Source organism: Actinokineospora xionganensis (assembly GCF_014323725.1).
In the GTDB taxonomy this organism is placed as follows: domain Bacteria; phylum Actinomycetota; class Actinomycetes; order Mycobacteriales; family Pseudonocardiaceae; genus Actinokineospora; species Actinokineospora xionganensis.
In genome coordinates this window covers 76,545-90,256 of record NZ_JABVED010000021.1, presented here as the reverse complement: position 1 = coordinate 90,256, position 13,712 = coordinate 76,545, and the positions used below count along the sequence as shown (strand labels likewise).

Sequence of the window (13,712 nt, the reverse complement as noted above, 5' to 3'; positions counted from 1 at the left end):
GGCGGAGTAGTAGGCGCTGACGAGGTAGGAGATGATCGCCTTCTCGTCGATGCCCATGAAGCGGACTGACAGGCTCGGCTCGTACTCGTCGGGGATGCCGGTCTGGTGCAGGCCGACGACGCCCTGGTTCTGCTCGCCGGTGCGCATCAGCAGGATCGACGTGGTGCGGGTGTCACTGATCGGGATCTTGTTGCAGGGCAGCACCGGGATGCCGCGCCAGGACGGCACCTGGTGGCCGTTCATGTCGACGCCGGCCGGGTAGATCCCGCGCTTGCTGCACTCGCGCCCGAAGGCGGCGATCGCGCGCGGGTGGGCGAGGATGAACTCCGGGTCCTTCCACACCTTGGCGAGCAACTCGTCCAGGTCGTCGGGCGTGGGCGCCCCGGTGCGGGAGTGGATGCGCTGCTTGGCGTCGGCGTTGTGCAGCAGGCCGAACTCGGAGTTGTTGATCAGCTCGTGTTCCTGGCGCTCGCGTAGCGCCTCGATGGTCAGGCGGAGCTGTTCGCCGACCTGGTCCATCGGCTGGTTGTAGAGATCGGCGACACGGGTGTGCACCCTGAGGACGGTCTGCGCGACGCTCAGTTCGTATTCGCGCGGGGCGTCCTGGTAGTCGACGTAGGTGCCGGGCAGTTCGACCTCGCCGGTGTGGCCCGCCGCGAGATTGATCGGCACCTCGCCGTCGCGGCCCTGCGCGTCGTCGGCCGCGAAGGCGTCGAGGTGCGCGCGCAGCGCGGGCGCCCGGTCGGCCAGCGCCTGGAAGTCGGACCGGCGCAGGGCCAGCACGGTGCAGGTGGTGACCGCGCGGACGCTGTAATCCCAGATCCGCTCTTCGACCAGGCCCCACTGGTCGAAGTACTCGCCGTCGGCGAGGACGCCCACCACGGCTTCGTCGTCGTACTCGCCCGCGGCCCGTTGTTCGGCGCGCCCGTGCGCGAGGACGAGGAACCGGTCTTCGGCGTGCCCCCACTCCACGATCGTGTCGCCCGCGGCGTACTCCTCCTGTGTGAACAGGCCCGCGAGCGCGCCGAGCACGTCCTCGTCCTCGAAGTCGCGCAGACAGGCCAGTTCCCGCAGGTCGCCCGCGACGACGCGGGCCGCGGCGCCCGACCGGTCGACCGCGATGCGGCCGTCGCCCACGGTGTAGCTGCGCCGTTGGTTGACGCGGTACGTACCACCCGTGACCTGCACCCACGGCAGTTTGCGCAGCAGCCACCGCGAGGTGATCTCCTGCATCTGAGGGGCGGATTTCGTTGTGGTCGCAAGGTTTCGCGCCGCCGCAGTGCTCAAGCTCTGCTGTGCGGCCTCCGGCCGGGCAGGGTTGAGGGGATGCACTGTCTCGGTCACGACTGGTACCGCCAATCCTGGTTCAGGGCATGGGAAATGAAGGGGTTGATAGGGGGCGTCGGCCTGAATTGTCGGGCTGCCGACGTTTTCGAAGTTAGCATCGGTGCGTAGTCACCCGACAGTCCCGAATGGGATGGTGATAACCCGATAAAGTCCACTCGATGCGGTATTCGTTATCGACTTTGTGTAGTCGCGAGTCGATCTTTCACTCGATCATGTCGGCGCGTCCGTTCCGCCCGGCGTGTCGCGCCCGCGGGCACACCGGCAGACTGGCGGGATGGGACCGTTGGTGATCTTGGGCGGCCGCAGTGAGATCGGGGTGGCCGTCGCTCGTCGGCTGGTCGAGGGCGGCGCGCGCACGGTCGTGCTGGCCGCGCGCCGCAGCGACGACCTCGACATCGAGGAGTCGGCCCTGCGTGCGGCGGGTGCGACGACCGTCGACCGGGTGGAGTTCGACGCCGACGACCTCGCCTCGCATGAGCCGCTGCTCGCGGAGATCGCCCGCGCGCACGGACCGATCGACACGGTTGTCGTGGCGTTCGGGATCCTCGGTGATCAGAAGGTCGCCGAACAGGATTCCGCGCACGCGGTCCGTGTGGTGCACACCGACTATGTGGCGCACGTCAGTGTCCTCACCCATATCGCAAACCTTTTGCGACAACAGGGGAGCGGCACTGTCGTGGTGTTCTCCTCGGTGGCGGGCGTGCGGGTCCGACGGGCCAATTACGTCTATGGCTCGGCGAAAGCGGGCCTGGACGGATTCGCCTCCGGGCTCGCCGACGCGCTGCACGGCAGCGGGGTGCGGCTGCTCTTGGTCCGTCCAGGTTTCGTCGTGGGTCGGATGACGGAGGGCATGGCGCCCGCTCCGTTCTCCAGCACACCGGACCAGGTCGCCGCCGCCACCGTGCGCGCGCTCGCCGGCGAGCGCGGCGAGGTGTGGGTCCCTGCGATCCTGCGTCCGATCTTCGCGCTGATGCGTGTCCTGCCGCGCGCCGTATGGCGAAAGATGCCCCGGTGAATTCGGGAAGGCGGACAAACCAGGCCCTGTCCTGTAAGTCCGGCCAGGACCTAGCCGACGAGCCAGCGGTCGAAGGCGGCGACGAGGCGCGGGTCCGGCCAGAAACCACTGTGGTCGATGCCGTCGGCCGCCTCGAACACCTGTGGCTCCGCGATCGGGAACGCGCTCGCGCCGTTCGCCGCGTACACGCCTTCCGTGGGCACCACCAAGTCGTTGGGCACCATCCCGAACACCACGTCGGTCGAGGCGTTGCGGGCGCTGCGCAGCAGCCCGGAGCCCTCGGTCGGCTCGTAGTTCGACGCCACCGCCCGGTAAGTGACCGTGTGCTCGGCGGGCTTGTTGAGGCGTTCCACCAGGAACTGCCCCTTCGGGTCCATCGCCATCAGCCCGTCCAGACCGCGCAACGCGCCGACAGCGACCTGCTTGGCGACCGTCAGGACGATGTCCAGCGCGTCGGTGAGGCCGTTGTCCGGCACCCATTGCAGCAGGTTGGTCATCCGGTCAAGCCATGCCGTGATGTTGGCGGGCGAGCACAGCGGGGTGCCCGCGTTGGGCGTGGCGACCATGACGAGCGTGCGCACGGTCATCCGGTCCGCGGTCAGGCCCACCTCGTCGGGCAGTTCGCACAGTGCGCGCGCGACCAGCCCGCCGCGGGAGTGGGCCACGATGTCGACGGTCAGCCCGGCCCCCGCCGGGATGTGCTCGACCAGCCAGCGCGCGTTCGCCACCGGGTCGACCGAGAGCGTGTGGTGGTCGAAGGCGAACACGCGCCCGCCATACCGCGCGGAGATCGCGCCCAGCGTTTCCGGTGCCACGCCGTGGAATCCGGTGTGGCTCTGGCTCGCCGTCCCGTGCACGAACAGCAGCGCCGGACCGGCGCCGAGGGCCTGCCAGTCGACCGGACCCGCCTCCGCGACCCGGTGGTCGACGAAGTCACGCAGCCGCACACCCCGGTTCTTCTGCTCCCACCGCCCGGCGAAGTGGTCGCCGATCTTGCCCAGCACCGGGTCGATGAGCGGGAAAACCAAGACCTTCAACAGCTTCGAGCCGACCGCGCCGATCAGCCCGCGGGAGCCACCGGGCTCCGCGGGCGGGGCGACGGCCCGGCGGAAGGTGTACGTGCGTCGGTCGCCACCGCGGCTGGGCACCTCGTCGGGCGGCACGTCGTCGGGAAAGTGCCAGCTCAGCGCGCCTTCCTCGTCCGCGGCGAGCACGACTTGGCCGAGGCCGGACCCTGGCCCGGGGACCTCGACGCTGATCGCGGGCTCGCCGAGGCTGGTCGACCGGCTCACGCCCGAGGCCAGCTCCGGGACCTCCACCGGATCGATCACCCGCACGGACAGCTGCTCTGTGAAATCGCAGCGCGCCAACGCGCGCAGCAGCGCCAGCCGCGCGTCCTCCGCGCCGCGCATGCCGTCGGTGCCCGGGAGCAGCACCTCGACCTGCCCGGTGAGTCCCGGCGAGACGACGACGACGTCGCCCACCCGCACCTCGGTACCGTCCGGCCGCAGCGGTTCAGCCATGGTCATGCCCCTTGATCGCGCCGCAGCCGCAGCCGCGGATGTCCGAAGAACTGGTAGGCCAGCGTGGTGGCGGGCCAGGTCGGGTAGTGGTCACGGGAGACCTCGGCGCGGGCCCGGCGCAGGATCTCCGCGGGCGCCAACGCCTGCGGACCATAGGCGTCCCGGTAGAACGCGTCGGCCAGCGCGCTGGCCGCCTCGTCGTTGACATTCCACAGTGGAGCGACGACGCCCGCCGCGCCCGCCGCCAGGAACGCCTTGGCCAGCCCGGAATAGTCGCCGAGCACCTCGCCCGCGGCGCCGACCTGGCAGGCGTTGAGGAAGACGAAGGGCGCGGCGCTGAACGCCATCGCGGAGACCTGGTCCGGCTGCAGGAACCGGGGGACCAGGCGCTCCGGGTTGGCCTCCGACGGCGCCAGCAGCACCAGGCCGTCCTGGGCGTTCTCGGGGTCGTACTTGCCGTGCAGCGCGAAATGCAGGACGCCGCCGTCCGGCCCCGCCTCCAGGCAGTCGAGCACCGCCGAGTGCAGCGGCTGGACCTCCACGGCGGGCGGGTAGGTCAGACGCAGCCGCTCGGCCTCGGCTTCGGCGTGCGGCAGCCGCGCCCAGCCGGGCACGCCCTCGTACCGGGCGGTGACCACGATGTGCCGGTCGGCGCGGACCTCCGTCGGCGGGGTCGGCCGCGGCCGCTTCCGAGCCAGCACCCAGCGCCCGATCGCCATGCGCGCGCCGAGGAACGGGCTGCCGACCGCGGGCGGCGGGTCGAGAACCGCCAGTTCCCACGGCACATGCGGCTCGGAGCTGAGCAGCAGAACGGTGGCGGGGTCCGGGTAGCGGGCGGCGCTCGCCGCGGTCAGCGCCGCGCAGACCTCGTCGGGGATGTGGTCGGCGATGGCCCGGCCGACGCCGATCAGCTTGAGGGTGCTGCCGCGCGCGTCGCCGCCGTACGCGCCGACGTCGAGCCGCACCCGGCGGGCGAACGCGGCCGGGTCCTCGCCGATCTCGCTGCGGTACGGACCCGGCGCGGAGGCCACCCCGGAAACCGAGCTTCTGGTGCTCCACAGCAGGGTCTGGCCGCGCAGGTCCTCGCCGCGCTCCACCACGACGACCAGGTCCGGGGCCTCGTGTTCGAGCAGGGGGCCGATGTCAAGCAGCGCGCCGCCGAAGAGTGCGACGGTGCCCGACGGCGTCCCGGTGACCTCGATGGCGCGTGACGCGTATCCGCGCAGCGCGCCGTCGACGTAGAACGACGCGCCGATGTCGCGGCGGGAGCGCAGGCTCTCCCCCCGCAACGCGGTCATCCGCAGCGTGGTCACGGGATACGGGTTCGCGGGCCCGACCGTCAGGATGACCGGGTTCGACCAGCCGACCGGGGCGAACGCGGTCGGGTCGTACATCAGCACGATCTCCAGCCGCACCCGCTGGTCCGGCAAGATGATGGAGCCGGTGCCGAGCAGCGCCATGTCCTGTTTCGGGCCGATACCGACGGTGAGGTCGAACTGCTCATCGATGTCGACCGACGCCGGGCACTCCAGCGTGGGCCACACCTCGCGGACGCTCGGCGGGTCCGTGGAGAAGTCCTCGAACGGTTCGAAGTCGTCGGGCGGTTCGCCGGGCGTGACCGTTCCGACGGGGGCGGGGTCCGAGGGCCGGTTGAGCCACGGTGGCCGCCACACGCCGGTTCCCCAGCCGCCAATGTCCCCGGGGGTGCGATCCTGGACAGGGCGCTGCGATCCGTAATCCGGCCTCGGTTCTCGCCGACCGATCGGCGCGTTGGGCGGGCTTGGTGGCGTCGGGGTCGGCGGCAGCCGCCAGATTCGGCGACGCGGAGTTCCCACGTCAGGTTCCTGAAGCAGGATCTCGAGCAGGACGCTCGCGGCGATCTCCGGGGCGGGGTTGTCGGCGATCAGCGGTGTCATCGCGGCGAGGACGATGTCCGGGTTGTGGTCCTGGAGCATCGCCGCCGCGATCAAGCGGGGCGGGATCTGCCGGGCGATGGCGTCGGCGATGCCCTTGCGTAGCCGCTTGGCCTGCCGGTTCGCCCACCAACCGAGCGGTGGCCGGGAGCGCAGCAGCGAGATCACGTCGGTGTGCGCACGCATGGTGAGCAGTCGGACGAGCTGCTCCCGCTCCGAATGCAGCATGACGAACCTCCCGCACTGTTAGTCGTCAACGTAGTCAGTCGCGTAACTTCGATGGCCTCGGGTGTGGCCCCCGAATTGACGAGTCGTTCATCCGGAGCAGTCACGCAAAGTAAGCGACGCGCCGTCGCGGAGGCGTCATCCGCAGTGGGTGATAGGCCACTCGGTGTCCGATTGGGCCGGATGTAGCAACGGCTGTCCACACCGGACTTGATCTCGTCTTGAGGTTTGCTGTTGGAAACTGGCCAACGGCCGCTCTCATGTGGAGCAGCCCGTCGTCTGGCGCCTTCGGCGGTGTCGATCTATCGCTGAAAGCCCTTGGCGAACCCGTGAACCTGGCCAGGTGTCGGCCCGCCGAGGAGGCAGTCCGATGGGCCGAATGGGTCACCCTCAACCAAGCGCGGGCGCTGGACCTCGCATTGTTCCACCCTTCACTTGGCGAACCTTCCACATTGCACGGAAATGCCGTTAGATTCAGGGTCGACCGTGGGGCAACGGCAAATATGGTCACGATGAGTGACGCGACTGGGCTCTTGCGCGGGCTGCCCGGCCGCGTCCCTCGCAGGGGAAGGGCGACGGATGGCGCTGGTCGAACGCAATGAGGAACTGAAAACGCTGAATCGGCTGTTTGCCGAGTGCGCACGCGACCGTGGGCAGGTCGCGCTTATCAGCGGCGGGGTCGCCAGCGGCAAAACCGAACTCCTGCACACCTTCGCGGAACACGCCAGAGGCAAGGGCGCGACCGTGCTGACCGCCACCGGTTCGCGAGCCGAGCACAGCCTGCCGTTCGGTGTCCTGAAGCAGTTGTTCAGCGGCCCCGTCTTACCCGAAGCCGTGGCCGAGACCGTCGCCTGCCTGCTCGCGGGCGACGACATCGGGCAGGCCACGGCTGAGTCCTGTGCGGCGAAGTCCGACCCGGTCTCGATCGGCCGGTCACGCGCGGTGGTCCTGGAGGGCCTGTGCGCCGCGTTGACGGAGGCGGGCAGGCGGCAGCCGGTCGTCGTCGCCGTCGACGACGTCCAGTTCGCCGATGCCCCCTCCCTGCAGTCCCTGCTGTATGTACTGCGCCGCATGCGCTTCGCCCGGGTCATGATCGTCCTGACCGAGTGGGCGCTGCCCCGGCCCACCCGCGCGGTGTTCCGCGCCGAGGTGACCCGCCAGCCCAACACCACGCACCTGCGGCTCGCGGCGCTGTCGAAACGCGGTGTCGAGGAACTGATCCGCGCCGAGCTCGACCCGGTCGCCGCCCGGGCGCTGGCCCCCGTGCACCACGCGCTGAGCGGCGGCAACCCGCTGCTCGCGCACGCGCTGATCGAGGACTACCGCGCGGAAGTCCGGTCTGGTGCGAGCCGGGAGAAGGAGATGGCCGTCGGCCAGGCCTACGACCAAGCCGTCATCGCCTGCCTGCACCGCTGGGAACCGGCGATGCTCGAAGTGGCGCGCGGACTCGCCCTGCTCGGTGACGCCGGAACGCCCGCCATGGTCGGGAAGCTGCTCGACCTGAGCGCGGACGCCGCGGCCCAGGTCCTTGAGGTCCTGGAGACCGCGGGCCTGCTCGACGGCGGCCGGTTCCGCCACCCGGTGGCCCGCGCGGCCGTCCTGCGTGGGCTCGCGCCCACCGACCGCGCCGCCCGCCACCTGCGGGTGGCCCGGCTGCTGCACCGCGAAGGCGCCTCGGAGACCCAGGTGGCCGACCACCTCGTCGCCGCCGACCAGCCCGACGGCGCCTGGGCGGTCGCCATCCTGCGCCACGCCGCCCGCGAGGCCATCGTCGCCGACCGACTCGACCTGGCTGTCGCCCGGCTCGACCTCGCCGCCAAGTGCTGCGTCGACGCGACCGAGCACGCCGACATCGTCACCCAGCTGCTGCGGATCGAGTGGCGGTCCAACCCGACCGCCGCCCTGCGCCACCTCACCCCGCTGCTCGACGCCCGGGCCCGGGGCACGCTGGCCGACCACAACGCCGTGCACCTGGCCAAGCACCTGTTCTGGTCCGGCCACACGGAGGACCTCGCCGGCACCCTGGCGGGTCTGGCCGCGTCGGTGGCGACGGGTGAGAAGCCCAAGTCCGGCCACATCGGCCTGGTCGTCGGCTGGCTGTCCTTCGTCAACCCGGTGGCGCGCGCCCGGATCAAGGCGCTGCCGAAGCCGTCCGGACGAGACGACCCCTGGAGCCGCGCGGGTGTCCTCCTCGACCGGATCCGGGCAGGCGAGTCCGACGCGCGCACGGCCACCGACGCCGAGCACATCCTGCGCAGCTGCCGCCTCGGCGAGCAGGCCTTCGGCGCCCAGGTGTCGGCCCTGGCCGCCCTGATCCACGCCGACCGAGTCGACCGCGCCGCCACCTGGTGCGCGTCGCTGCTGACCGAGGCCACCAAGCGCCGGTCGGTCACCTGGCAGGCGGTCCTCAACGGCATCCGAGGCGAGATCGCGTTGCGTCAAGGCGACCTCCCGGCGGCGGCGAGGTACGGCCGGATCGCCACCGAGGGCCTGTCGGCACAGAGCTGGGGCGTCGCCATCGCCTCGCTCCTCGCGACCCGGGTCAGCGCCGCGACCGCCATGGGCGACCACCAACACGCCGCGGACCTCCTGCGGCAGCCGGTCCCCAACCCAGTCTTCGAAACCCAGTTCGGCGTCCAGTACCTCTACGCGCGGGGGCTGCACTACCTGGCCACCGACCGTCCCCACGCCGCCCTGGGTGAGTTCCAGCGGGCAGGCGAACTGTTGCGAGCCTGGTCGATCGACCTCCCCACCCTCGTCCCGTGGCGCGCGGGCGCGGCCCAGGCCCTGGTCGCCCTCGGCAACCGGGAGGCGGCGCGCGGCCTCATGACCGAACACCTGGCCCTCCCGGGCTGCCGCGGCCCTCGCACCAGGGGCATCGGGCTGCGCGTGCTGGCCGGCACGGTCGACCCCACCCGCCGCGTGTCGGTGCTGGCCGAAGCCGTCGACTCCCTCCACCTCGGCGGCGACCGATTCGAACTGGCGAAGGCACTCACCGACCTGAGCCACGCCCACAGCGAGGTCGGGGCGGCCGAGAAAGCCAGGGCAGTCGCCCGCCGCGCACTGCAGCTGGCCAAGCGCTGCCAGGCGGAACCCCTGAGCCGCACCCTGCTGTCAGGCCGCGCGAACGACGAACCACACCGAATGCCGGAGCCGGACCGCCCCAGCCTGGACGTCCTGAGCGAAGCCGAGCGTCGAGTCGCGATCCTGGCCGCGCTGGGACACACCAACCGAGAAATCGGCGGCAAGCTCTACATCACGGTGAGCACCGTGGAACAGCACTTGACCAGGGTCTACAAGAAACTGAAGGTCACCCGCAGGACGGATCTGCCCGCAGGCCTACCCAGGCAACTGCAAACCCAGGACGACCGCTAGAGGTTCGCAAAACAGATGCAGTAGAGAACAAGCTTCCGCAAAGGCCACCCTGAATCACAAATGTCCAATACTCGCTACCTACTTGGGTGGTGTGCCTTGATTTGGGTGAAATGGACCCAAATTTTCGCACCGGGGCAGTCTCCCTATCCTGCCCGCTTTACCCGCGCAGGCCAATTTTCGGGGTCCTCAAACCAAGGCGAACCATCCAAGCGGGCGCCCCGGCGAAGCCGCCGGCGAACCGCATGAGCGCGATCAAACCCCCAGCTCAACCCGAACCCGCTCCACAACAGCCCCCATATGCTCGTTGAGAAAGAAGTGCCCCCCAGAATAAACCTCCAAAGAAAATCCCCCACCAGTATGCGAAGCCCAGCCCTGAGCCTCCTCAACCGAAGTAGTCGGATCATCATCCCCACAAAACGCCACAATCGGCGCATCGAGCACCGGAGCGGAACGAGGCCGATAAGTCTCCACCGCCCGGAAGTCATTGCGCACCGAAGGCAGGATCAACTCCACCAATCCCGGCTCGGCCAGCAAAGCGGTATCGACGCCGCCAAGCCGTTTCATCGCCGCGATCACACCCGCGTCATCGGCCTCATGGACCCGCTCGCCCTCCCGCACCAAGGAGGCGGCGCGCCTGCCCGAGACGAGCAGCCGGTGCGCGGTGATTCCGCGCGCCTGAAGTCTCGACGCCAGCTCGAAGGCCACCGCCGCCCCCATGCTGTGCCCGAACAGCGTCAGCGGCCGGTCCGCCCGGGGCGCGATCACGTCGGCGAGCCGGTCGGCCAGTTCGTGCACCGAGTCGACCAGGGGTTCCGCGACTCGGTCCTGCCTTCCCGGGTACTGCACGGCCAGCACGTCGACGTCCGGGGAGAGGGCTTTGGACATCGGGAAGTAGTAGCTCGCGGACCCGCCCGCGTGCGGCAGGCATACCAGCTGGTGGGCCGCGGCGGGGGCCGGATGGAATCGGCGGACCCATAGGTCGTCAGTCGGTAACGGCATACCAACTAGACTGCCCGCATCCCCGCCAGGCTTGTAGATGAGGTACCACTGTGCTGACCATGCAGGACGCGTTGATCGCCTTGACCAAGTACTGGACCGAGCGCGGCGCCATGGTGGTGCAGCCGTTCAACACCGAGGTCGGTGCGGGGACGCTGAACCCGGCGACGCTGCTGCGAGTTCTCGGCCCGGAGCCGTGGCGGGTGGCCTACGTCGAGCCCAGTGTGCGGCCCGACGACGCGCGCTACGGGGAGAACCCGAACCGCCTGCAGACCCACACCCAGTTCCAGGTCATCCTCAAGCCCGACCCGGGCAACCCCCAGGAGCTCTACCTGGGCAGCCTGGAGGCGCTCGGCGTCGACGTCGCCGGGCACGACATCCGCTTCGTCGAGGACAACTGGGCCAACCCGGCCACCGGCTCCTGGGGACTGGGCTGGGAGGTCTGGCTGGACGGCCTGGAGATCACCCAGTACACGTACTTCCAGCAGGCGGGTGGCATGACGCTGGACCCGGTGTCGGTGGAGATCACCTACGGCATCGAGCGGATCATGATGGCGCTGCAGGGTGTCGACCACTTCGCGAACATCGCGTACGCCCCCGGCATCTCCTACGGCGAGGCGTTCGGCCAGGCCGAGTACGAGATGAGCCGGTTCTACCTCGACGACGCCGACGTCGACAGCCAGCGCAGGCTCTTCGAGGAGTACGCCGCCGAGGCCCGCAGGCTGCTCGACGCCCGCCTGCCGGTGCCCGCCTACGTGCACATCCTCAAGTGCTCGCACACGTTCAACATCCTGGACTCGCGTGGCGCGGTCAGCACCACCGAACGCGCCAAGGCGTTCGCCCGGATGCGGGGTCTGGCCCGTGAGGTCGCCGCCCTGTGGGCCGATCGCCGCACGGAGCTGGAGCACCCGCTCGGCATCGCGCAGGTGCCCGCCCTCGCGCCGGCGCCGACCGAGTTCGCCGAGGTCAGCGGCGACAACACGCTGCTGTTCGAGATCGGCACCGAGGAACTGCCCCCGCACGAGGTCACCCGCACCGCCGAGTCGGTGCGCCGCGCGCTGACCGAGAAGCTGGCCGCGACCCGGCTCGCGCACGGCGACATCACCACTTACGCCACCCCGCGCCGCGTCGTCGCGATCGTCGACGGCGTGTCCGACCGTGAGCCGGACGCCGAGCGCACCGTGCGCGGCCCGCGTGAGTCGGCGGCGTTCGACGCCGACGGCAACCCGACCAAGGCCGCCGCCGGGTTCGCCCGCGGCCAGGGTGTCGACCCGGCCACGCTGCAGCGAGTCGAGGTCGACGGCGTGACCTACGTGGGCATCACCAAGACCGACACCGGCCGCGGTGCGGTCGAGGTGCTCAGCGGCATCCTGGGCGAGGTCGTCTCCGAGCTGCGCTCGGACAAGAACATGCGCTGGAGCGACCCGAAGCTGTCGTTCACCCGCCCCGTGCGCTGGCTGGTCGCCCTTCTCGGCGATACCCCAGTCCCGGTGGTCGCGTCGTCGCTCGTCGCCGGTTCCACCACCCGGGTGCACCGCACAGCCGCGCGGTCCGAGGTCGCCGTGGCGTCCGCCGCGGACTACCCGGCTTTCCTTGCCTCCCATGGCATCGTGGTCGACCAGGCGGAGCGTCGCGCCCTGATCATCGCCGCCGCGCAGGAACTCGCCGCGACTGTCGGCGGCTCCATCGACGTCGAGGGCGAGTCCGCGCTGCTGGACGAGATCACCAACCTGGTCGAGGAGCCCAACGCGTTGCTCGGCTCCTTCGAGCAGCGCTACCTCGACCTGCCCGCCGAGATCCTCACAACGGTCATGCGCAAGCACCAGCGCTACCTGCCGGTGCGGGCCGCCTCCGGTGAGCTGCTGCCGCACTTCGTGGCCGTGGCCAACGGTTCCTGCGATTACGACAAGGTGCGCGCGGGCAACGAGGCGGTTCTGCGGGCCCGCTACGAGGACGCGAGCTTCTTCTGGCGTGCCGACCTGGAGACCCCGCTCGACAAGATGAAGGACGGTATCGCCAAGCTCGCCTTCGAGGAGAAGCTCGGCTCCGTCGCCCAGCGCGCCGATCGCATCGGCGCCGTGGCGCGGGAACTCGCCCGCGGTGTCGACCTGTCCGAAAAGGACACTGAGGCGCTGGCCCGTGCGGCCGCACTGGCGAAGTTCGACCTCGGATCGCAGATGGTCATCGAGCTGACGAGCCTGGCGGGCACCATGGCCCGCGAGTACGCCCGCCGCTCCGGTGAGACCGAGGCCGTCGCGCAGGCCCTGTTCGACATGGAACTCCCGCGCGGCGGTGGCGGCGCCCTCCCGACGACCGTGCCGGGTGCGCTGCTGGCCTTGGCCGACCGGTTCGACCTGCTGGCAGGCCTGTTCGCCATCGGCGCCAAGCCGACCGGCAGCTCCGACCCGTTCGGCCTGCGCCGCGCCGCGGCGGGTGTGGTCGCGATCCTGCGTGCGCACCCGGTGCTCCGGCCGATCACCATTCCCGTGGGCCTCGCTGCCGCCGCGGACCGTGTTCGTGCCCAGGGCATCGAGGTGTCCGACGCGGTGCTGGCCGATGTCGCCGAGTTCGTGGTGAAGCGCTACGAGCAGCACCTCCTCGACGCGGGCAACGCCCACGACCTCGTGTCCGCGGTGCTGCCGCTGGCCCATGCCCCGGCCGCCGCCGACGAGACGCTGACCGAGCTGTCGGCCCGCGTCACCGACCCGGACTTCGCCGCGCTCGCCGCCGCTCTGCAGCGGGTGCGCCGGATCGTCCCGGCCGACACGGCGGCGTCCTACGACCAGGCCGCACTGTCGGAACCGGCGGAACTGGCGCTGCACGAGGCGTTCGTCAAGGCGAGCTCGGCGGGTTCGGACCTGGCGGGATTCGTGGAGGCCGCGTCGGTGCTGACCGCCCCGGTCAACACGTTCTTCGACGACATCCTGGTGATGGCGGAGGACCCGGCCGTGCGTGCGGCCCGCCTCGGCCTGCTCGCCTCGATCCGCGACCTCGCCGCCCCCGTCCTGGACTGGCAGGCCCTGACCACCAGCCTGGAGAGCTCTAGCTAGTTATTCCCACCCACCAGGCTCCCAGCCGCACCTAAGGGGACCGGAACGTCGGGGAGGCGGAACTGTTGCCGGGCGCGGGTGCGGGACGACTGCACGCACGACCTCGCGGACCTCGGCGAGATCGCCGAGGTCGCGCAGGAAGTACGTGAGCTTCACGACCGCCGAGTCGGGCACCGAACCGTCTTCCGTGGACGAAACCTGGCCCGCGACGTACAGCGTCGGTCCGGTGGCCATCCGGCTTATCGAGTCGACGGCATCGCTCATGCCG

At 70.5% G+C, this 13,712-nt stretch carries 8 protein-coding genes; 3 read left to right on the top strand and 5 right to left on the bottom strand.

Going from position 1 to position 13,712, the window contains the following annotated elements; all coding sequences use genetic code 11:
• Positions 1 to 1,344, bottom strand: a 1,344-nt coding sequence (locus GPZ80_RS27620) for a family 2B encapsulin nanocompartment shell protein (RefSeq protein ID WP_187224017.1), incomplete at its 3' end; no start/stop codon positions are given.
• 277 nt (positions 1,345 to 1,621) lie between these two features.
• Here GPZ80_RS27620 and dprE2 point away from each other — a divergent pair.
• Complete coding sequence (dprE2, locus tag GPZ80_RS27615; RefSeq protein WP_187224016.1) at positions 1,622 to 2,362, top strand: decaprenylphospho-beta-D-erythro-pentofuranosid-2-ulose 2-reductase; 741 nt, start codon at positions 1,622 to 1,624, stop codon at positions 2,360 to 2,362.
• 50 nt (positions 2,363 to 2,412) lie between these two features.
• Here the strand turns inward: dprE2 and GPZ80_RS27610 are convergent, their stop codons facing one another.
• A complete protein-coding gene (locus tag GPZ80_RS27610; RefSeq protein ID WP_187224015.1) occupies positions 2,413 to 3,885 on the bottom strand; it encodes an alpha/beta hydrolase in 1,473 nt (490 codons plus the stop codon).
• 2 nt (positions 3,886 to 3,887) lie between these two features.
• Positions 3,888 to 6,026 carry a CHAT domain-containing protein gene (locus GPZ80_RS27605; RefSeq protein ID WP_187224014.1) on the bottom strand — a complete coding sequence of 713 codons (2,139 nt, stop codon included), beginning with the start codon at positions 6,024 to 6,026 and terminating at the stop codon, positions 3,888 to 3,890.
• Positions 6,027 to 6,602: 576 nt separating this feature from the next.
• On the opposite strand from GPZ80_RS27605, the gene GPZ80_RS27600 reads away from it, so the two are divergent.
• The gene (locus GPZ80_RS27600) at positions 6,603 to 9,398 is read left to right on the top strand and encodes a helix-turn-helix transcriptional regulator (protein ID WP_187224013.1); all 2,796 of its coding nucleotides are present in this window, start codon (positions 6,603 to 6,605) and stop codon (positions 9,396 to 9,398) included.
• Between the two features lie 252 nt (positions 9,399 to 9,650).
• Here GPZ80_RS27600 and GPZ80_RS27595 read toward each other — a convergent pair whose 3' ends face one another.
• On the bottom strand, positions 9,651 to 10,397 hold the full coding sequence (locus GPZ80_RS27595; protein WP_187224012.1) for a thioesterase II family protein: 747 nt from the start codon (positions 10,395 to 10,397) through the stop codon (positions 9,651 to 9,653).
• Between the two features lie 59 nt (positions 10,398 to 10,456).
• Here GPZ80_RS27595 and GPZ80_RS27590 point away from each other — a divergent pair, with 59 nt between their 5' ends.
• Entirely contained in the window at positions 10,457 to 13,444 is a 2,988-nt protein-coding gene (locus tag GPZ80_RS27590) for a glycine--tRNA ligase (protein ID WP_187224027.1), read from the top strand.
• Here GPZ80_RS27590 and GPZ80_RS27585 read toward each other — a convergent pair whose 3' ends face one another.
• Entirely contained in the window at positions 13,445 to 13,708 is a 264-nt protein-coding gene (locus GPZ80_RS27585; RefSeq protein WP_187224011.1) for a RidA family protein, read from the bottom strand.
• Between the last annotated feature and the right edge of the window lie 4 nt (positions 13,709 to 13,712).